This is a genomic window from Pseudomonas sp. (assembly GCF_049300855.1).
Lineage (GTDB): Bacteria > Pseudomonadota > Gammaproteobacteria > Pseudomonadales > Pseudomonadaceae > Aquipseudomonas.
The window spans coordinates 166,073-186,669 of sequence record NZ_JBAQKH010000029.1 but is presented as its reverse complement, the minus strand read 5'-3'; the positions used below and the strand labels follow the sequence as shown (position 1 = coordinate 186,669).

21 protein-coding genes are annotated in these 20,597 nt (G+C 59.2%); 15 read left to right on the top strand and 6 right to left on the bottom strand.

The window, feature by feature from the left end; genetic code table 11:
- The first annotated feature begins 115 nt into the window (after positions 1-115).
- Complete coding sequence (locus tag WA225_RS16025) at positions 116-1,132, top strand: DNA-binding protein (RefSeq protein ID WP_422608644.1); 1,017 nt, start codon at positions 116-118, stop codon at positions 1,130-1,132.
- Here the strand turns inward: WA225_RS16025 and gorA are convergent.
- The 3 genes from gorA to galU all read right to left on the bottom strand — a co-directional run bounded on the left by gorA (position 1,129) and on the right by galU (position 5,256).
- Entirely contained in the window at positions 1,129-2,487 is a 1,359-nt protein-coding gene (gene gorA / locus WA225_RS16020) for a glutathione-disulfide reductase (protein ID WP_422608643.1), read from the bottom strand. The two genes, WA225_RS16025 and gorA, sit on opposite strands and share 4 nt — an antisense overlap.
- Positions 2,488-2,593: 106 nt before the next feature.
- Positions 2,594-4,123 (bottom strand): MFS transporter, encoded by a 1,530-nt coding sequence (locus WA225_RS16015; RefSeq protein WP_422608642.1) that lies wholly within the window; start codon positions 4,121-4,123, stop codon positions 2,594-2,596.
- A gap of 293 nt (positions 4,124-4,416) precedes the next feature.
- Entirely contained in the window at positions 4,417-5,256 is an 840-nt protein-coding gene (galU, locus tag WA225_RS16010) for a UTP--glucose-1-phosphate uridylyltransferase GalU (protein ID WP_129394025.1), read from the bottom strand.
- Between the two features lie 258 nt (positions 5,257-5,514).
- On the opposite strand from galU, the gene WA225_RS16005 reads away from it, so the two are divergent.
- On the top strand, positions 5,515-5,700 hold the full coding sequence (locus WA225_RS16005) for a hypothetical protein (RefSeq protein ID WP_090283267.1): 186 nt from the start codon (positions 5,515-5,517) through the stop codon (positions 5,698-5,700).
- 140 nt (positions 5,701-5,840) lie between these two features.
- Positions 5,841-6,128, top strand: a complete 288-nt coding sequence (locus WA225_RS16000; RefSeq protein ID WP_422608641.1) for a hypothetical protein — start codon at positions 5,841-5,843, stop codon at positions 6,126-6,128.
- A 3-nt stretch (positions 6,129-6,131) separates the two neighbouring features.
- Here WA225_RS16000 and WA225_RS15995 read toward each other — a convergent pair whose 3' ends face one another.
- Complete coding sequence (locus WA225_RS15995; RefSeq protein ID WP_008082673.1) at positions 6,132-6,362, bottom strand: hypothetical protein; 231 nt, start codon at positions 6,360-6,362, stop codon at positions 6,132-6,134.
- Positions 6,363-6,433: 71 nt separating this feature from the next.
- Positions 6,434-6,790, bottom strand: coding sequence for a hypothetical protein (locus tag WA225_RS15990; protein ID WP_422608640.1), 357 nt, complete (start codon positions 6,788-6,790; stop codon positions 6,434-6,436).
- A 210-nt stretch (positions 6,791-7,000) separates the two neighbouring features.
- Between WA225_RS15990 and WA225_RS15985 the strand changes: the two genes are divergently transcribed.
- From WA225_RS15985 to ada, 5 genes are all read left to right on the top strand, one after another.
- On the top strand, positions 7,001-7,303 hold the full coding sequence (locus WA225_RS15985) for a DUF1883 domain-containing protein (protein WP_016984992.1): 303 nt from the start codon (positions 7,001-7,003) through the stop codon (positions 7,301-7,303).
- 28 nt (positions 7,304-7,331) lie between these two features.
- A complete protein-coding gene (locus WA225_RS15980; RefSeq protein WP_422608639.1) occupies positions 7,332-7,505 on the top strand; it encodes a hypothetical protein in 174 nt (57 codons plus the stop codon).
- A 92-nt stretch (positions 7,506-7,597) separates the two neighbouring features.
- Positions 7,598-8,308 carry a 2OG-Fe(II) oxygenase gene (locus WA225_RS15975; RefSeq protein WP_422608638.1) on the top strand — a complete coding sequence of 237 codons (711 nt, stop codon included), beginning with the start codon at positions 7,598-7,600 and terminating at the stop codon, positions 8,306-8,308.
- Between the two features lie 5 nt (positions 8,309-8,313).
- A complete protein-coding gene (alkB, locus tag WA225_RS15970) occupies positions 8,314-8,979 on the top strand; it encodes a DNA oxidative demethylase AlkB (RefSeq protein ID WP_422608637.1) in 666 nt (221 codons plus the stop codon).
- 87 nt (positions 8,980-9,066) lie between these two features.
- On the top strand, positions 9,067-10,134 hold the full coding sequence (gene ada, locus WA225_RS15965) for a bifunctional DNA-binding transcriptional regulator/O6-methylguanine-DNA methyltransferase Ada (RefSeq protein ID WP_422608636.1): 1,068 nt from the start codon (positions 9,067-9,069) through the stop codon (positions 10,132-10,134).
- Positions 10,135-10,175: 41 nt separating this feature from the next.
- On the opposite strand, the gene WA225_RS15960 is transcribed toward ada, so the two are convergent.
- Positions 10,176-11,159 (bottom strand): MDR family oxidoreductase, encoded by a 984-nt coding sequence (locus tag WA225_RS15960; RefSeq protein WP_422608635.1) that lies wholly within the window; start codon positions 11,157-11,159, stop codon positions 10,176-10,178.
- Between the two features lie 189 nt (positions 11,160-11,348).
- On the opposite strand from WA225_RS15960, the gene WA225_RS15955 reads away from it, so the two are divergent.
- The 7 genes from WA225_RS15955 (at position 11,349) to WA225_RS15925 (ending at position 20,567) form a co-directional block, all read left to right on the top strand.
- Positions 11,349-13,802, top strand: coding sequence for an autotransporter (locus WA225_RS15955; RefSeq protein WP_422608634.1), 2,454 nt, complete (start codon positions 11,349-11,351; stop codon positions 13,800-13,802).
- Between the two features lie 108 nt (positions 13,803-13,910).
- A complete protein-coding gene (locus tag WA225_RS15950) occupies positions 13,911-14,975 on the top strand; it encodes an NAD(P)H-dependent flavin oxidoreductase (RefSeq protein ID WP_422608633.1) in 1,065 nt (354 codons plus the stop codon).
- Positions 14,976-15,144: 169 nt separating this feature from the next.
- Positions 15,145-15,912, top strand: coding sequence for a molybdate ABC transporter substrate-binding protein (modA, locus tag WA225_RS15945; RefSeq protein WP_422608632.1), 768 nt, complete (start codon positions 15,145-15,147; stop codon positions 15,910-15,912).
- The gene (modB, locus tag WA225_RS15940) at positions 15,913-16,593 is read left to right on the top strand and encodes a molybdate ABC transporter permease subunit (RefSeq protein WP_422608631.1); all 681 of its coding nucleotides are present in this window, start codon (positions 15,913-15,915) and stop codon (positions 16,591-16,593) included.
- A gap of 3 nt (positions 16,594-16,596) precedes the next feature.
- Complete coding sequence (modC, locus tag WA225_RS15935; RefSeq protein ID WP_422608630.1) at positions 16,597-17,676, top strand: molybdenum ABC transporter ATP-binding protein; 1,080 nt, start codon at positions 16,597-16,599, stop codon at positions 17,674-17,676.
- Positions 17,677-17,747: 71 nt separating this feature from the next.
- Entirely contained in the window at positions 17,748-18,785 is a 1,038-nt protein-coding gene (locus tag WA225_RS15930; protein WP_422608629.1) for a DNA topoisomerase IB, read from the top strand.
- 144 nt (positions 18,786-18,929) lie between these two features.
- Complete coding sequence (locus WA225_RS15925; RefSeq protein WP_422608628.1) at positions 18,930-20,567, top strand: ABC-F family ATP-binding cassette domain-containing protein; 1,638 nt, start codon at positions 18,930-18,932, stop codon at positions 20,565-20,567.
- The last annotated feature ends 30 nt before the right edge of the window (positions 20,568-20,597 follow it).

Sequence of the window (20,597 nt, the reverse complement as noted above, 5' to 3'; positions counted from 1 at the left end):
TGGGTAATACCAGTATATCCCGCGTCTTTAATATCAACGGTTTATCTTTATTTTTGAGATGGTACACTGCGTACTTTAGTGGCATGTACCACAGTACGTAACCGTAGGAGTTCTCATGGCCCGTGGCGGCATTACCAAAGCACTGGTGCAGATCGCGCGCACAGCGATCCTCGCCCGTGGCGAACACCCGAGCATCGATGCAGTACGCATTGAAATGGGTAACACCGGCTCGAAAACCACGATCCATCGCTACCTGAAAGAGCTGGACGACGGCGCGCAGCCGGTTGAAGCCTCGGCAGAACCCATCGATGACGAGCTGACCGCCCTCGTCTCGCGCCTCGCCCAACGCCTCAAAGAACAGGCGCAAGAGCCTATCGAACTGGCTCGCGAGCAGTTTGAGGAACAGCGCGAAGCCCTGGAGTCGGAGCTGAAACAAACGCGCCAGGCACTGGAAAAGCTTGAGCAAGAGCACGATATTCAAGGCGCGGCACTGGCGCGCGAATCCGAAGCGCTGGGCAACACCCGTTCGATGCTGCAAACCGAACAAACCCGCAATGCCGGGCTCAATCAGGCGCTGGCCGATTTTGAGTTGCGCTTGCAGGACAAGGACGAGCAGATCCGCTCGCTGGAAGAGAAACACCTGCACGCTCGCGATGCGCTCGAGCACTATCGCAACGCCAGCAAAGAGCAGCGCGAACAGGAACAGAGCCGTCACGAAGCACAAGTGCAGCAGATTCAGGCCGAATTGCGTCAGGCACAGCAAAGCGCAATGGTGCGCCAAGACGAAATCACCCAGTTGCACCGTGACAACGAACGCCTGCTTACCGAGAACCGTGGCACACAGCGCGAATTGAACCTGATGCAGGATCAGCTCAAGCAGAGCAATCAGCGTCAGGATCAATTGCTCGAGCAAGCAACCCGCGTCGACAGCGAGCGCACCCTCCTCCAGGAACGCTTGCGCGTGGCCACACTGGAAAGCCAGACACTCAAACAGAACGTCGAGGAGCAGACACTGCTCAACCAGTCATTGGAAAAGGAATTGAGTAAAACCCAGGCAAGCCTGGAAGAAAGCCAGCGTCTGGCGGCTACCGTTGCGGCAGCGCCAGACTCAGCCAAACCGAAAGACGCTTAAGCGCCGACCGGCGTACGCATAGTCACAAACTCTTCGGCGGCCGTCGGATGAACCCCGATCGTGTCGTCGAAGTCACGCTTGGTCGCGCCAGCCTTCAGCGCAATTGCCAGACCCTGGACGATCTCGCCCGCGTCCGGTCCAACCATGTGGCAGCCGAGGACTTTGTCAGTCTTGCCGTCGACCACCAGTTTCATCAGCGTCTTTTCCTGGCACTCGGTCAGGGTCAGCTTCATCGGCCGGAAACGGCTTTCGAAGATCACCACGTCGTGGCCAGCCTCGCGCGCTTCTTCTTCGGTCAAACCGACCGTGCCGATGTTCGGCAGGCTGAATACCGCTGTCGGGATCATCTTGTAATCCACCGGACGGTATTGCTCAGGCTTGAACAGACGCCGCGCCACCGCCATGCCTTCAGCCAATGCCACCGGCGTCAGTTGCACACGACCGATGACATCGCCCAGCGCCAGAATCGATGGCTCGCTGGTCTGGTACTGTTCGTCGACTTTGATGAAGCCTTTGTCGGTGAGCTGCACATCGGCGTTTTCCAGGCCCAGATTGTCGAGCATCGGGCGCCGGCCAGTGGCGTAGAAAATGCAATCCGCCTCCAGCTCACGACCATCTTTAAGCGTGGCTTTCAAGCTGCCGTCGGCCTGCTTGTCGATACGCGCGATGTCGGCATTGAATTGCAGATCCAGACCGCGCTTGGTCAGTTCTTCCTGCAAATGCTTGCGCACCGAACCGTCGAAACCGCGCAGGAACAGATCGCCGCGATACAGCAGCGTAGTGTTCGCGCCGAGGCCATGGAAAATCCCGGCAAACTCGACCGCGATGTAACCGCCGCCAACCACCAGCACACGCTTTGGCAGCTCTTTGAGGAAAAACGCCTCGTTCGAACCAATGGCGTGTTCGTGCCCCGGAATCTCCGGAATCTGCGGCCAGCCACCGGTGGCGATCAGAATGTTCTTCGCGGTAAAGCGCTCACCATTCACTTCGACTTCATGCGGACCAACGATCTTCGCGTGCGCTTCATGCAAGGTCACGCCACTGTTGACCAGCAGATTGCGGTAAATGCCGTTGAGGCGATTGATCTCGCGATCCTTGTTGGCGATCAGCGTCGCCCAATCGAAATTTGCCTCACCCAGGCTCCAGCCAAAACCGGACGCCTGCTCGAAGTCTTCGGCGAAATGCGCGCCGTACACCAGCAGCTTTTTCGGCACGCAGCCGACGTTGACGCAGGTCCCGCCCAGATAGCGGCTCTCCGCCACCGCCACTTTCGCGCCGAACCCGGCCGCAAAACGCGCAGCACGCACACCTCCGGAACCGGCACCAATCACATAAAGGTCAAAATCGTAGGCCATTTCTATCTCCTCGGCAGGGGATCAGCATACCTGCAGATGCTCATTGAGCAAGCCTCTGCCGTTATGCCGATGACCAATGCCAAGGGTTCGAGCAGCAAGCTTTTGATCAGTGACATTCTGCCGACTGAGCCTTTGGTAACCGCAGCGTACGCCAGGCGATCAAAACCGCTATGAATGCCAAACCGAAAGCGACCCATGATACCAATGCAATTCCGCCTTCAAATGCACTTCCCGCCCGCTGCATTAACTGTTGTGCTTGATCCCCCGCCAACCCCGTCGCCACATGATGGGCGCCAGCCAGCGTTTCACTTGCCAGCATCGTCTGGGCATCGTTCAAAAACGCTGGAAGCTGCAAGTCTGCACGATAGTGAGCCGTAACCAGGCCGCCAAGCAGGGTCGTCCCCAAGACGACGCCTACCTCATAGGCTGTTTCACTGATAGCGGAAGCTGCACCGGCCTTAGCTGGGGGCGCCGCCGACAAAATCACGTCATTGGAAACCGTAGCGATCGCGCCTACTCCGATATTCAGCAACGCGAACGCCGCAACCAATACCGCAAGACTACTTCCCACGCTGGCCACGAGTAAAAACGCCACAGCGGCGAAGGCCACCAGAATCGGTATCAACACATGCACAGGCATACGCTGAGCGACGGGGACGACCGCCATTCCAACAACAATCGCCATGATTTGGCCCGGCACCAACGCTAGGCTCGCACTCAAAGGCGACATCTGCAGGACAATCTGCAAAAACTGAGTGGTAAAGAAAACAAAACCAACGAGGAACGCAAGACTCATCAAATTGATCAGAACAGACCCGCTGAAAGTCCCGTTGCGGAACAGAGTCATATCCATCAGCGGCACAGGAAGACGTAACTGGCGCCGGACAAACATCCAGCCTGCCAATACGCCGACCAGAAACGCCCCCAGTACGACCCCGTCAACACCTTCACTGGCGGCATGCTTGATGCCGTAAACTATGCCACCCAAGGCGGCCATCGACTGAAGAATGCTGATCGGATCCAACGGCCCAGATGCATCACGCTCCGACTCAGGAAGCAATAGCGGACCCAACACCAACAGCGGAATCAGAACGGGTACCGCCAACAGAAAAATCGCGCCCCAATCAAAGAACTGCAGCAACACTCCGCCCACCAAAGGCCCCAGCGCCGAACCGACGGTCAATGTCGTGGCCCAGATCGCGACAGCCAGCCTGCGCTCCTCTCGATCCTCAAACACCGAACGTATCAATGCCAATGTGGAAGGCATCAGCATCGCCCCGAAAATCCCCATGCAGGCACGCCCGATAATCAACTGCAAGGCCGTCTCGGAATAAGCGGTCAGCACCGATACCAGAGCAAATCCGAGCGAGCCGATAAGCAGCAACTTGCGGTGCCCGACCCGATCTCCCAGACTTCCCATGGACACCAGCAGTCCGGCGAGCACCAACGAGTAGGCGTCGATCATCCACAGTTGCTGACTGGCACTTGGGCGCAAAGCTTCGGCGATTTTGGGTAATGCGAAACCCAGTACGGTGTTATCAACGGTTACCAGTAGCACTGGCAACATCAACACGCCCAAACCAAACCAACGCCTGGATTTTGCTTGGATCTGCGTAATCTCATGGGTGAGCGGCACTGGCAAATTCCTTATGCTGCAATCTTGATTCCGCAGACCTGAACGAGTAGTCGCGAAAGAATTACCTGCGCACATCCGTGGCGAGGATCGATGAGTTCAACATCGAACAAACACGCTGACAATTACTCATTTGTTTCATATTACAACTCGGAAATCTCCTTCGACTTTCGTCCCTTTTCACTTGAAGCGAACTTTTTCCAGCGCAAAAAAAACGCCCCGAACGAGTCGGGGCGTTTTTTTGACCTTTGCACAAATGACGCAGTGCAAAGTCACTACTGACGAATCAAGCGCTCTTAATAAGCCTTGCCAGTCTTGTAGAAGTTCTCGAAGCAGAAGTTGGTCGCTTCGATGTAGCCTTCAGCGCCACCGCAGTCGAAACGCTTGCCTTTGAACTTGTAGGCCATCACGCAGCCATTCTGGGCTTGTTTCATCAGGGCGTCGGTGATCTGGATCTCGCCGCCCTTGCCTGGCTCGGTCTGTTCGATCAGGTCGAAGATGTCCGGGGTCAGGATGTAACGACCAATGATCGCCAGGTTCGACGGCGCGTCTTCCGGCTTTGGCTTCTCGACCATGCTGTGAACGCGGTAGATGTCGTCGCGGATCATCTCGCCGGCGATCACGCCGTATTTGCTGGTTTCCTGCGGGTCGACTTCCTGGATGGCGATGATCGAGCAGCGGAACTGCTTGTACAGTTTGACCATCTGGGTCAGGACGCCGTCGCCTTCGAGGTTGACGCACAGGTCGTCCGCCAGGACCACGGCGAACGGTTCGTCACCGATCAGCGGGCGACCGGTAAGGATCGCGTGGCCCAGACCTTTCATTTCGGTCTGGCGGGTGTAGGAGAACGAGCACTCGTCGAGCAGTTTGCGGATACCGACCAGGTATTTCTCTTTGTCGGTGCCTTTGATCTGGTTTTCCAGCTCGTAGCTGATGTCGAAGTGGTCTTCCAGAGCACGCTTGCCACGACCGGTCACGATGGAGATTTGCGTCAGGCCAGCGTCCAGAGCTTCTTCAACGCCGTACTGGATCAGTGGCTTGTTTACCACCGGCAGCATTTCTTTAGGCATGGCTTTAGTCGCTGGCAGGAAGCGAGTACCGTAACCGGCTGCTGGGAACAAGCATTTCTTGATCATATAAGTCCTTGAAAGGGCTGTGTGTACGAGTTTCGGCGCAGTCTAATCAGGCGGCGTGCACCTTACAATGCCCCGCACTGGCTAACCGATGCCAACATAGAGAAATATTCTCGCCGATAGTTCCATCGACATCCTGACGCAGCCAGATCAGCGTAGCTCAAAGCTGCCGATAAACTGAATCACCATACGCTCATCGCCCCCCAATGCGAGCATTTGCCGGTATCATGGCGCCTTTGAACCAGCGAACGAGACAGATAGATGGCCGCGGTAAAAATCGTCAACGGGTATGTGATCGACAAGAAAGACGGCAAGTGGACGCTGACCACCACCAATGGTGAGCACATTGCCGGGCCTTTCGACAGCGAGCAAATGGCGACCGATGTAGCGGCAGTGTTCACCGACACTCCGGCATCGGCGAAGCGTCGCGGCAAAGATCAGGACTGATCAGCGGCGACACGCCCCAAGCCCTGCCAGTGTGCAGGGCTTTTTTGTGGCCAGGTGCAATCAAGTGGCCAATCGCTATAACCTTTTCATCGCGGCGCTGTCACAGCGTCTAGTCCCCTCCCTCGCTGAAGACCACCACTATGAACACGAACAAATTGCTCGCCCTGATTGCGGTATTGGCCTTGAGCGGCTGCGCCACCTCTCAGCCCACTTACTTGAACAACGGTGAGCAGGGTTTGAGCATCGACTGCTCCGGCGAAGCCAATTCCTGGGCCACGTGCTACGAAAAAGCCGATGCATCGTGCGCTGGCACCGGTTATCGCATCGTCGGCACGGACGGTACGCCGCAGCCCAAAGAAAGCGACAAAACCCTGGGCGTCGATGTCGGCAACTACAAGAACCGCAGCGTCGTTGTGGTCTGCAAATAGACCTTACATATGAATTTCGGCAAATTTGATGCCGAGGCCGCGCACCACTTCGATCAGATCGTCGAGTCGATTGAACGACTCGACCTCATCGTTATCGTCGACGAGGAAATAGCTGCGTCCTGCGCTTTTCTTGAAAAACACGATCCACTCCCCCGGATTCGCCGGGTTCTGAATCACATGGGTGGCAGAGATCAGGCCCTCTACGTGGCGCTCACGTACTTGCTCTCGCTTCATCGCGACTCCAGAAATAAAAATGCCGTCACAGCATGACTGTGACGGCATCGATGCTGATGACTCATAGTCTATCAGCCGGAAATACACGCATTGGCAGCGTCGCGAACATCGCGCGGGCGTACAGGCACATTCGACATGCGCTCATGCAGCTTGATGCTGCTGCCGCCGGAGCGATCCTCGATATCAAACACGGCAGCCGGCCCCGAGGACAGCTTCCCCGGAACGATCACTCGCACCCCATCCTTGTGCGGCTGGACTTGCAGCGCGCCACGGCTGTCAGCCAGTTTATCGGCGAGGCACTGCGCATATTCATGGGGTTTCTTGCCAGAGATCACGCTCATGGTCGGCAGCGTTTCATTGATTTCAGAAACACTCGCGCAACCACCCAAAGCCAAAACCAACGGCAGACACACCACACCCCACTTCATACAAAACCTCCGTTAAAGACCGTCCGACAGCACAAATGCCGTTTTTCTCCGGGGTCTTCTGCATTTAACCCGCATCCAATCGCGAATATCTGTTCAAAATTGTCAAAGCAACGCCCGACGGCCAGATAATAACCCGTTCAGGCTGATAAACTGCGCTCATTGATAAGCTATCGTTTTGATTTTGTAGAAAAAGCCCTTCTGGAGGCGCCCATGAAATTTATTCACCAGCGCGAGCACCTCAACGAGGACGACATCGTCGTCATCCAATGCTCGCAAATGTGCAACATCCGTCTGATGAACGACGCCAACTTCCGCAGCTTTAAAAATGGCGGCCGTCACACCTATCACGGCGGCGCTTTCGACACGTTTCCGGCCCGCATCACTGCGCCGAGCACCGGTTTCTGGAACATCACCATCGACACCGTCAACCGTCGCCCGATCAGCGTGACTCGCAAGCCGACCCTGACGCATTCGATCAAGATCATCCGCCGCTCCAGCACCAAACTCAGCTGAGCCGTTCCGCCCATTCAGAGAGGTAAGCATGACCGTGGCCCAAACGACCAAATACGTCATCAAGTACAAACTCAACGGTGAGCGTCGCTTCGAGTTCGCTCAGTTGGTGAACGGGACTGAAGAGGAAGCCAAGGCTGAGCTCGACAAACTCCATGAGCCGCAAGAAGTGATCAGCGATATTGCCGTCAGCAAAGCCCTGTAGGTACCGACAGGAATTCGACCGCAAGCGGCGGAGTGTTCTGCCGCCAGGCCACGCCTAGTCTGACTGCCTCGACCATGAGTCAAGGAGTCCGCATGTCGATGTCCCCCTCTCGGCTGGAAACGCTCGACTGGGCAAGCCTGGAGCAGCAACTGGATGACGACGGTTGCGCGATCATCCGCTCGCTGCTGTCGCCAGAAAGCTGTGTGCGCTTGAGTGCGCTCTATCCGCAGGCCGAACCGTTTCGCTCGCAGGTCATCATGGCGCGTCACGGTTTTGGTCGCGGCGAGTACAAGTATTTTCGCTATCCGCTTCCCGCAACCGTCGAACGCCTGCGCACAGCGCTTTACCCACGCCTGGTGCCACTGGCAAACCGCTGGTACCAGCGCATGAACCTGGCGGAGCGCTTTCCCGAGACGCACAGCGAATTCCTTCAGCGCTGCCATGCGGTCGGTCAGTCGCGCCCTACTCCACTGTTATTGCAGTACGGTGCGCAGGACTACAACTGTTTGCATCAGGATTTGTACGGCGAATCGGTTTTTCCCCTGCAAGTCGCGATTCTTCTGTCAGAGCCGGGGAAGGATTTTACCGGCGGCGAATTCGTGCTCACCGAGCAACGCCCGCGCATGCAATCGCGGCCGCTGGTGCAGGACCTGAAACAAGGTGACGCGTTGATCTTTGCGGTGAATCAACGCCCGGTCAAAGGCGTGCGCGGCGACTATCGGGTAACAATGCGTCACGGCGTCAGTCGCCTGCACAGCGGAAAAAGGCATACCCTAGGCATCATCTTTCACGACGCAACCTGATGGCCATGTCCTCGACAACACTCGACCTGTTCGCTGACCACGAACCCGAACAACGCGCCCGAGCCGAGCAGATTGGCGAGCAATCATGGCTGTTGCGCGGCTTCGCCCTGCCGATAGTCGATCAGCTACTGCCGGCGCTGGACGCCGTTCTCGCTGCGGCCCCGTTGCGTCACATGATGACCCCGGGAGGTTTCAGCATGTCGGTCGGCACCAGCAGTTGCGGTGAGTGGGGCTGGATCACTGATCGCAGCGGCTATCGTTATTCCGGGGTCGATCCACTCAGTGGCCTGCCTTGGCCGCGAATGCCGCAGTCATTCGCCGCGCTGGCACACTCGGCAGCCGAGCGAGCCGGGTTCACTGATTTCAATGCCGATTCCTGCCTGATCAATCGCTATGTCCCCGGCGCAAAGATGTCATTGCATCAGGATAAAGACGAAAAGGACTACGGCGCGCCGATCGTTTCCCTGTCCCTCGGATTACCGGCCATGTTCCTGTTCGGTGGTTTTACCCGCAGCGACAAGACCCAACGGATCCCGCTGCTGCACGGTGACATGGTGGTCTGGGGCGGCGTCGATCGCTTGCGCTTCCACGGCGTCCTGCCGATCAAGCAAGGTCAGCATTCACGCCTGGGTGAACAGCGGATCAATCTGACGTTTCGTGTCGCCCGGTAAATTCGCAAAATTTGACCGCAAGGCCCGGAGTGTTGTGCCAAGCGACGCTGGTTAACCTGAATCAAACAGGTCAACGGATTACCCATCATGAAAACACTTTCGGCCACGCTCACTATCGAAAATGATCCGCGCTGGGCCGCTGTGCTTGCACGGGATCCTAAGGCGGACGGGCAATTTGTCTACGCAGTCAAAACCACTGGCATCTATTGCCGCCCGAGCAGCCTCGCCCGGTTGCCAAAACCACAAAACGTCGAGTTCTTCGATACCGCCGAACAGGCTGAGGCGGCGGGCTATCGGCCGAGTAAACGCGCCAGCAAGGATCAAAGTGCTGTCGCGGCGCAGCATGCGGCGACCGTCGCGACAGCGTGCCGGCAAATCGAAACCGCCGAGAACCCGCCGCCGCTGAACGAGCTCGCTGATACGGCCGGTTTGAGCCCGTTTCATTTCCATCGGGTATTCAAAGCCGCGACCGGCCTCACACCGAGAGCCTACGCCGCCGCCCATCGTTCGCGCAGAGTCCGTGAACGCCTGGCCGGCGGGGGCTCGGTGACCGATGCGTTGTACGACGCAGGCTTCAACTCCAACAGCCGCTTTTATGAATCAGCCAACCAACTGCTGGGCATGAAACCCGGCGACTACCGCGCTGCCGGTCAGAACAACGACATCCACTTTGCTGTCGGCCAATGTTCGCTCGGCGCGATTCTGGTGGCGCAAAGCGAGCGTGGGGTGTGCGCGATTCTGCTGGGTGATGACCCGCATCAACTGGTGTGCGACCTGCAGGATCAGTTCCGCAAAGCCAACCTGATCGGCGCGGACAGCGGCTTCGAACAGTTGATCGCCAAAGTCGTGGGCTTTATCGAGGCGCCGGCCATTGGCCTCGACCTGCCGCTGGACGTACGCGGGACGGCGTTTCAGGAGCGCGTCTGGCAAGCATTGCGTGAAATCCCGCTCGGCAGCACCGCCAGCTACGCCGAAATCGCCCAGCGCATCGGCGCGCCGACCTCCATGCGTGCGGTGGCTCAGGCGTGCGGGGCGAATCGCCTGGCGGTGGCGATCCCTTGCCATCGCGTGGTGCGCAGCGATGGCAATTTGTCGGGCTATCGCTGGGGCGTCGAGCGCAAACGGCAGTTGCTTGAGCGCGAGACGCAGCCTTAGCCGATACCGATGTAGCAAGCGCCGTGATGGCGCTTGCTTTGTCAGCGATTGACGTCGACCACAACCCGTCCGCGCAACTGTCCGGCGAGCAATTTCGGCGCCGCGTCGATCGCTTCGCTCAAGGCGATTTCGTGGCTGATCAACCCCAGCAAAGCGAAATCCAGGTCCTTGGCCAGACGGTCCCAGGCTTCCAGGCGACGAGCCTTGGGCTGGGTCACGCTGTTGATGCCGGCCAGGGTCACGCCACGCAGAATGAAAGGCGCGACCGAGGCCGGAAAGTCCATGCCCTGCGCCAGACCACAGGCAGCGACAGTCCCTTCCGCGCGAGTACTGGCGCAGGCGTTGGCCAACGTATGACTGCCCACCGAATCGATCACCGCTGCCCAACGCTCCTTCGCCAATGGCTTGCCCGGCTCGGACAAGGTTGCGCGATCAATGATTTCGCTGGCGCCCAGTTGCTTCAGATATTCATGCTCGGAGAGCCGGCCAGTAGACGCCACCACTCGATAACCCAGTTTGTTGAGCAGCGCGATAGCGAAACTGCCGACGCCGCCATTGGCTCCCGTCACCAGCACTTCGCCCTGCTCCGGGGTCACGCCATTGCGCTCCAGCGCAAGGATGCACAGCATCGCCGTGTAACCGGCCGTACCGATGGCCATCGCTTGTGCGGCAGTAAATGCCTTCGGTAACGGGATCAGCCAATCGCCTTTGAGCCGGGCCTTTTGCGCCAGTCCGCCCCAGTGACTTTCACCGACACCCCAGCCATTGAGCAGCACCTGATCACCCGTTTTATAATCGGGGTGAGAACTGCTTTCTACAGTGCCCGCGAGATCGATCCCCGGCACCATCGGAAACTTGCGCACCACCGGACTGCTGCCGGTAATCGCCAGGCCATCCTTGAAATTCAGCGTGCTGTAGGCGACTCGTACAGTTACATCGCCTTCGGGTAATTGATCGTCGTTGATCTGCTGCACGCTGGCGCGATAACCGCTGTCGTCTTTATCGATCAGGATGGCGTTGAACATGGCGACCTCTCGTGGAATGGATGTGAAGATTGCGTCCATTGAAATACCACATCGCAACACATTGCCACACTCGACTTTCAGCCAGTCGGCGAATCCGCCGGGTATTTCCACGGCCGGCGACTATGCTTTTGCGACGGTTGTGCTTTCGCGATTATTCCTTCAAAAATCGGCCTGTCGATGGAGTTGACAATGTCTTACCCGCGCTGGTTTTTTGTGCTGTCGATCCTGTGTTTTCTGAGCGTGGACAATGCCTGGGCAGCCCCCGCCGCACCGGCCGCCGAGGCAGCGCCGAGCGCGCCGACATGGCCGCAGGTGATCACCAGCGGCAAGGCGAAACTGACGGTGTATCAGCCGCAACTCGACAGTTGGGATGGCTACACCCTGAATGCCCGCGCGGCTGTCGAAGCCACCGCTGCCGACGGTAAATCGACTTACGGCATCGTCCAGTTCAGCGCGCACACCCTGGTCGACAAAGCCACGCGCTGGGTCGCGCTCGATCAATACAAAATCCTCAAAGCCGACTTCCCGGCAGATGCCAGTCAGGCCGACACCTGGGTCGCCGCACTGCAAAAAGACGCCGCAAACCGCAAAAAAACCATCTCGCTGGATCAACTGGAAGCTGCCGTTGGCGTGCTGTCGGCAGAACAGCAGGCTGATAACGCGCCACTGGAGAACACCCCGCCGGCCATCATCACCTCCGACGTTCCCGCCCTGCTCGTCTATATCGATGGCGATGCAGCGTATCGGCCGGTAGACGGCACGGCGCTGCAACGAGTGATCAACACGCGGCCGCTGTTATTGAAAGATGCGCAGGGCAAACATTATCTGCATGTGTTCGATGGCTGGATGGTCGCCGACCAGTTGAACGGCGAGTACACGCAACTGGCCGCGCCACCTGCCGATCTGGAGAAAGCCAAGCAGGCCGCCATCAAAAGCCGGCAAGTCGATCTGCTGACCGGCCAAAGTGATCCGAAAGACAAAGTGCCGAGCCTGGCCAAACCGCCGCAACCGAAGATTTTTATCGCCACCGCGCCCACCGAACTGCTGGTCACCGACGGTGCCCCTCAATGGCTGCCGATTCAAGGCACCAGCCTGTTGTATGTGAGCAATACCACCGGACATATCTTCAAGGAAATTGGCGATCAGAACAGTTACGTGCTGATCTCCGGGCGCTGGTTCCGTGCCAGCGATATGCAGGGGCCGTGGACATTTACCCCGGCAGACAAACTGCCCGCAGACTTCGCCAACATCCCCGACGACAGCCCGAAGGAAAACGTCAAGGCTTCGGTCGCCGGCACCCCGCAGGCCAAGGAAGCGGCGATTGCCGCGACCATTCCACAAACCTCGGCGATCAAGAAAAGCGCGGTGAAGATGAGCGCTCCGCAGTTCGATGGAGAGCCACAACTCAAAGTCATCAACACCACGCCGCTGCAATACGTGATCAACAGCGCCACTCCGATCATTCGTGTCGACAACGACAGCTGGTATGCGGTGGAAAACGGCATCTGGTTCACCTCAACCACGGTGAATGGCCCATGGGCCGTGGCCACCGCCGTACCGGCAGTGATCTATTCGATCCCGCCGAGCTCGCCCATGCATTACCTCACTTACGTCAAAGTCTATGAGTCCAGCGGCGACACCGTGGTGGTTGGCTACACGCCGGGCTATCAGGGTTCCAATCTCGATCCGGCGACCGGCGTCGTGGTCTACGGCACCGGTTATCCGTATACACCGTGGGTCGGCAGTGTCTGGTACGGGCCGCCCGTGACCTATGGCTTCGGCGTCGCCATTCGCTATACGCCCTGGACCGGCTGGACCTTCGGTTTCGGATTCGGCTGGAGTTGGGGCGGCAGCACGGTGGCAATGGGCTGGGGCTGGGGCGCTTATCCGTGGTGGGGCAATTATGGCTGGGGCTATGCGTGGGGCCCGCACCTGTATCCGGCGCCGCTGGCGTGGGGTGGCGCCGCTTATGGTTATCGCGGCGGCGCTGTCGCCTGGGGGCCGGGCGGCTGGGCCGGCACCACCGGCAATATTTACCATCAGTGGGGGGATCGGGCCACGGTCAGTCGCTACGGCGCAGGTTACAACGCCTGGACCGGTAATCGCTGGGCGGGTCAGGTCGGTGCTTCTTATAACTCACGCACCGGTGTCGCGGCTGCCGGGCAAAGGGGCGCGGTGCACAACGTCTACACCGGCAACTACGCAGCCGGGCGCAGTGGCGTGGCGGTCGGCCCGAACGGAGGCGCGATTGCCGGCGAACGCGTCACCGCCGGCAATGCGCGCAATGGCACACAAGTCACCGCCAATCGCGGGGCCGTGTACAACCCCAACACCGGCAACACCACCCAATATGGCGGTGTCCGTGGACGCAACAGTGGCGCGGCACACGTCGGCGACAACGTCTATGCCGGGCACGACGGCAACGTCTACAAAAAAACCGATAATGGCTGGCAATCAGTGGTCGGCCGTGGTGGTGCGACACGGACCGCGCCGGTGCACAACAATGCGCAATTGCAAAACCTCAACCGCGAATCCGCCGCGCGTAACTTCGGCAATCAGCGCACCAACAACTTTCACAACTCTTCGCAGTTCATGAACCATTCGTTTGGCGGTGGCGGTGGCGGTGGACTTCATCGGCGCTGAAAAACTGCACGCGTTATTCTGAATTTCGAACTGGCTCCAAAACCGGTTTTGCTGCTAAAAACCGCTTCTGCCGCCCCTGCCCGTTTTGTCGTCCGGAGAACCGCTGTCATGAACCAATGGCCAGATACCCGCATTCTTGACCTTCTCGGCATTGAGCTGCCGATCATTCAAGGCCCGATGGCCGGCGCGACAAATTCATCGATGGTGATCGCTGTGTGCAATGCCGGCGGCCTCGGTTCAATGCCGGCAGCGATGCTGAGCATCGAGCAGCTTCGCGAAGAGCTGAAAACGATTGGTGCGCACACCGACAAACCTTTCAACGTGAACTTCTTTTGTCATCAGCCACCGCAGCCCGATGAACAGCGGGCGCGCGACTGGAAGAATCTGCTGCAACCGTACTACCGCGAACTCGGCGTCGACTTCGATGCACCGACACCGGTGTCCAACCGCGCGCCCTTCGATGCGGCCGCGTGCGAAGTGCTGGAGGAGTTTCGCCCGCAAGTGGTGAGTTTTCACTTCGGCCTGCCGGAGAAATCCTTGCTCGATCGGGTCAAGGCCACCGGAGCAAAAATTCTTTCCTCGGCCACCACCGTCGATGAAGCCATGTGGCTGGAGCACAACGGTTGCGACGCGATCATCGCCATGGGCTACGAAGCCGGCGGCCATCGAGGGATGTTTCTCAGTGAAGACCTGAGCAGTCAGGTCGGCACCTTCGCCTTGGTGCCGCAGGTGGTCGATGCGGTGAAGATTCCAGTGATCGCCGCAGGCGCCATTGCCGATGCGCGTGGCGTTGCCGCGGCGTTGATGCTCGGTGCATCGGCGGTGCAGGTCGGTACTGCGTACCTGTTCACGCCGGAGGCGAAAGTCAGTGCCGCGCATCACCAGGCACTGCGCACGGCCAAGGAAAGTGAAACCGCCATTACCAATATTTTTACCGGACGCCCGGCCCGAGGTATTCTCAACCGCGTCATGCGCGAGCTGGGGCCGATGTCGCCCAAGGCGCCCGCATTCCCATTGTCCGGCGGTGCGCTGATGCCGCTTAGGGCCAAAAATGAAGCGGAGTTCGCCAACCTCTGGGCGGGCCAGGCGTTCACCCTGGGGACAGACGTCAGCAGCGCCGACCTGACCCGGCAATTGGCGCACGGGGCCTTGGCGAAACTGCTTCGTCGTTGAGCCTCAACAGCGTGAGGAATTCAGCGTCTTCACGCTGGTTTCAACCAACACTTTCCGTTTAGCGGCATTTCGCTATATATTCAGCTATATAGCGATTTCACCCCTCGCATCGGCGCAGCCACCCCTAACAATAACTGCCCTCTGCACACGCCAACCACGGAGCTGTTACATGACCATTCGTGCCTCACGTTTTGCCCCAACCTGCCTGGCCTCCCTGCTCGCCGTCTTCGCCATGGGCGCTGCGCAGGCTGATGAAGTGCAGGTCGCTGTTGCCGCCAACTTCACCGCACCGATCCAGGCAATCGCCGCCGATTTCGAAAAAGACACCGGGCACAAACTGGTCGCAGCCTACGGCGCCACTGGCCAGTTCTACACCCAGATCAAAAACGGCGCGCCGTTCGAAGTGTTCCTCTCGGCTGACGACACCACCCCGGAAAAACTTGAAAAAGAAGGCGACACTGTCAAGGGCTCGCGCTTCACCTACGCCATCGGCACCCTGGCGCTGTGGTCGGCAAAAGAAGGTTATGTCGATGCCAAAGGCGAAGTGCTGAAAAAGAACGAATTCCAGCATTTATCCATCGCCAACCCGAAAGCCGCGCCGTACGGCCTGGCCGCCACCCAAGTGCTGGAGAAGCTGAAACTGACCGAGGCGACCAAAGCCAAGATCGTTGAAGGCCAGAACATCACCCAGGCTTATCAATTCGTTTCCACCGGCAACGCTGAGTTGGGCTTCGTGGCCCTGTCGCAGATCTACAAGGATGGCAAAGTCAGCAGCGGCTCGGCGTGGATCGTGCCGGCCAACCTGCACGACCCGATCAAACAGGACGCCGTGATCCTCAACAAAGGCAAAGACAACGCTGCCGCCAAAGCGCTGGTTGAATACCTCAAAGGCCCGAAAGCCGCTGCGGTGATCAAGTCTTACGGCTACCAACTCTAAATGTCGCTGACGAGTGCCGATTTCGCGGCGATCTGGCTGACCCTGAAACTGGCTTCCCTGACCACCGTGATCCTGTTGGTCGTCGGCACTCCGATTGCCCTGTGGTTGTCGCGCACCCGTTCCTGGCTGCGCGGCCCCATCGGGGCGATTGTCGCTCTGCCCCTCGTGCTGCCACCCACCGTGATCGGTTTCTATCTGCTGCTGATGATGGGGCCGCACGGTTTTCTCGGCCAATTCACCCAATGGCTGGGCCTCGGGACCTTGACGTTCAGTTTTACCGGGCTGGTGATCGGCTCGGTGATCTATTCCATGCCGTTCGTGGTGCAACCGTTGCAAAACGCGTTCTCGGCGATCGGCACCCGCCCACTGGAAGTCGCCGCGACCTTGCGCGCCAACCCATGGGACACTTTTTTCAATGTGATTCTGCCGCTGGCGCGCCCCGGCTTCGTGACGGCGGCGATCCTCGGTTTCGCCCACACCGTCGGTGAGTTCGGCGTCGTGCTGATGATCGGCGGCAACATCCCCGACAAGACCCGCGTGGTCTCGGTGCAAATCTACGACCACGTCGAAGCCATGGAATACGCGCAGGCGCATTGGCTGGCCGGGGCCATGTTGGTGTTTTCGTTTCTGGTGTTGCTGGCGCTCTACTCCAGCCGCAAGACCCGCGCGGGCTGGAGCTGATCAATGATTGATGCACGTCTGAAAATCGCTTATTCAGGCTTCAGCCTCGACGTCGACCTGCACTTGCCGGGGCGTGGCGTCACCGCGTTGTACGGTCATTCCGGCTCTGGCAAAACCACCTGCCTGCGCTGTATCGCCGGGCTCGAGCGCGCTGAACAGGGCTTTATCCGGATCAACGACGAAATCTGGCAGGACAGCGATAACGGCATTTTCGTGCCGCCGCACAAACGCGCACTCGGCTATGTGTTTCAAGAAGCCAGCCTGTTTCCACACCTGTCGGTGCTGGCCAATTTGCAGTTCGGCCTCAAGCGCATCGCCAAATCACAACGCCGGGTCGATATGGCCCAAGCCACCGAACTTCTCGGCATCGGGCATTTACTCGAACGTCATCCACAGCATTTGTCCGGTGGCGAACGCCAGCGTGTCGGCATCGCCCGCGCATTGCTGACCAGCCCGAAACTGCTGTTGATGGACGAGCCATTGGCCGCCCTCGACAGCCAGCGCAAAAGCGAAATCCTGCCGTACCTGCAACGCCTGCATGACGAACTGGATATTCCGGTGCTTTACGTCAGCCATGCGCAGGATGAAGTCGCGCGGCTGGCCGATCATCTGGTGTTGCTCAGCGACGGCAAAGCCTTGGCCAGTGGCCCGATCGGCGAGACCCTCGCACGTCTGGACCTGCCCATGGCGATGGGCGACGACGCCGGGGTGATCATCGAAGGCCAGGTCTGTGCCTACGACGCGGATTATCAATTGCTGAGCCTGCAATTGCCGGCGACCGAGATGAGTATTCGCGTCACGCACGCACCGATGGCACTGGGTCAGGCCCTGCGCTGCAAAGTGCATGCGCGGGACATCAGCCTCACCCTGCAAAACACCGAATTCAGCAGCATCCTCAATCGGCTGCCGGTCACCGTGGTCAGCGAGCAAGCGGCGGATAACGCCGCGCATGTGCTGATTCGCCTCGACGCCGGCGGCACGCCGCTGGTGGCGCGCATCACGCGGTTCTCTCGGGATCAACTCGGCGTGCATCCGGGCCAGCAGCTCTGGGCGCAGATCAAGGCAGTTGCAGTGCTGGCGTAAATCATTCGGCACGACGGCCACGGCGTGCGGTCAATCGTTTTACAGACCGCCACCACCCCAAGGACGCTGCCATGCCCGACACCGAGCTGATCGACACACTGCCATCCGACCTGCACTATGTCGATGACATCCAGCCCGGCATCACCCGCAAGAAACTGCGCGGCAAGTTCAGCTATTTCGAGCCGTCGGGGCAGCGGATTACCGATCCCGACGAAATCCAACGCATCAACGCCCTCGCCGTGCCGCCGGCCTACACCGACGTGTGGATCTGCCCTGACCCGCGTGGCCATTTGCAAGCCACCGGCCGCGACGCCCGTGGCCGCAAGCAATATCGCTATCACCCACGCTGGCGCGAAGTGCGGGACGCCGACAAATATTCGCGTCTGCGTGAGTTCGGCCTGGCCTTGCCGAAATTGCGCAAACAACTCGAAGCGCTGCTGGCCGCACCCGGCTTCAGTCGGGACAAGGTCATGGCGACCGTGATCACCCTGCTCGATGCCACGCTGATCCGCGTCGGCAACACGCAATACGCGCGGGACAATCGCTCTTACGGCCTGACCACGCTGCGCAGCCGCCATGTTGAAGTCAACGGCAGTGCGATCCTGTTCCAGTTTCGCGGCAAGAGCGGCATCGAACATCAGATCACCGTCAAGGATCGGCGTCTGGCGCGAATCATCAAACGCTGCCTGGAAATTCCCGGACAGAACCTGTTCCAGTACCTGGACGAAAATGGTGAACGACACACCGTCAGCTCTTCCGACGTCAACGCTTACCTGCAAACCCTGACCGGCGCCGACTTCACCGCCAAGGACTATCGAACCTGGGCCGGCAGTGCCCTGGCATTGGCGGTGTTGCGCGAGCTGACCCACGAGTCGGAGACCGAAGCCAAACGCCACGTCGTCGAGATGGTCAAGGGTGTGGCCAAACAACTGGGCAACACGCCGGCGGTGTGTCGCAAGTGCTATATCCATCCCGCCGTGGTGGAAAAATTCATGCTCGGAGCGCTGGCCGAATTGCCCCGCCCTCGCGTGCGTAAAGGCTTGCGTGCCGAAGAGGTGGCGCTGGCAATGTTTCTCGAACGCATGAGTGAGATGACCGTTGCGCCTTGATCGACCGGGCAGCGTCGTCTAGGCTAGACACCTTTCCCTCCTCAGGACGATCGCAGAAGTGAACAACCAGGCCTTCTAAAAATGTAATCGCGACATGCCGCCCACGGCGCGTGTCAGTGTTCACGACATTTTCTGGAGGTGCCGATGACTCACGTCTCGCGTACGCCTGCTCTCGTCTCCCTGAATCAATTGGGTTTTCAGTTCGCCAATGGCGAGACGCTGTTCAACGCACTGAATTTGACCTTCGATCATCAACCGACCGCCATTGTCGGACGCAATGGCGTCGGTAAAAGCGTACTCGCGCGATTGATCGCCGGGCACTTGCAACCCACTGCTGGCCGTGTGCTGCGCTCGGTTTCCGTGCATTACGTCGCGCAAACCTTCAGTGCCAGACCCGGACAAACCGTGGCCGATGCGACCGGTACAACTGCGGTGCTGGCGGCACTGGATCGGCTCGATCTGGGTCTCGCCGCTGCTGAAGACTTCGACACCATCGGCGCGCGCTGGGACCTGCGCGAACGCCTGCGGCACATTCTCGATGAGGCCGGACTCAGCGACATTGCGCCAACCGATCCGGCGAAAAATCTCAGTGGCGGCCAGCAAGCCCGCATCGCGCTGATCGCTGCGCTGCTGAGCGAGGCGCAACTGCTGGTGCTCGATGAGCCGAGCAATCATCTCGACGCGGCGGGTCGACAGTGGCTGATGAGCAAGCTGGAAACGTGGCGTGGCGGTCTGATTGTCGTCAGCCACGACCGGCAATTGCTGGAGCAGATGCAGCGCATCATCGAGCTCACGCCGTTGGGTGCCACAGTCTTCAGTGGCAACTATTCGGACTTCGCCGAGCAACGTCGAATCCATCAGGCAGCGGCGCAGGCGCAACTCGATCAGGCCCGAATCGAACGGCAACGTGAGCGAACGCGATTGCAGCGCGAGCACGACACGATCCAGCGCCACGCTGCCGGCAGCCGCCGCAACGCAGAAACCGCGAACGTAGCCGGCTTTGAGCGGGCGGCCATGAAAGCGGCTGCGAAGGACATCATGGGCCATGTAAAAGTCGCTCACCAGGCACGCAAAAGCGACCTGGATGAGCGGGTGCGCCAGGCTTACGCGAATGTCCCGCCGGAGGATGGTGTGCTGATTAACATGCCGGGAAGCAGGGTTCCAAATGCACGTCACGTATGTACGCTGGTCGACGTCCGTTTACCTTGGCTACCGATTACCGCGCCCGCCAGTCGACTGAATATTTCCCTGCATGGGCCGATGCGCGTGGCTGTCACGGGTCCCAACGGGTGCGGAAAATCAACTTTGTTGAAGCTGCTGGCCGGCGAACAGTTACCCGTGAGCGGCGCCTGTAGCACCCATGTGCCTTTCGCCTTTCTCGATCAGCAATTGGCCCTGCTGGATGAAAAAACCTCGATCGTTGAACAATTGAAGGCTCAGGGCACGCCTTTGAGCGAAGGCACCTTGCGCAGCTACCTCGCCCACCTGCAACTCGATGCGCAGCGCGCGACGCAGCCCTGTGCTGCGCTCAGCGGCGGCGAACGCTTGAAAGCTGCGCTCGCGCTGGCGTTGTGGCGGCAGACACCGGCGCAATTGCTCCTGCTCGATGAACCGACCAATCATCTGGACCTCGCCTCTGTGCAAGCTTTCGAACTGGCCTTGAAGACTTTTCCCGGGGCCATTGTCGCGGTTTCCCACGATCAAGCGTTTATACGCGCGTTGAACCCTGATTACTGTCTGAGCTGGGATTGCACTGGCTGGCAGTGGCAACCGACGAGCTGAACTGACTATTTTTTGCACGATTGCCGAGGA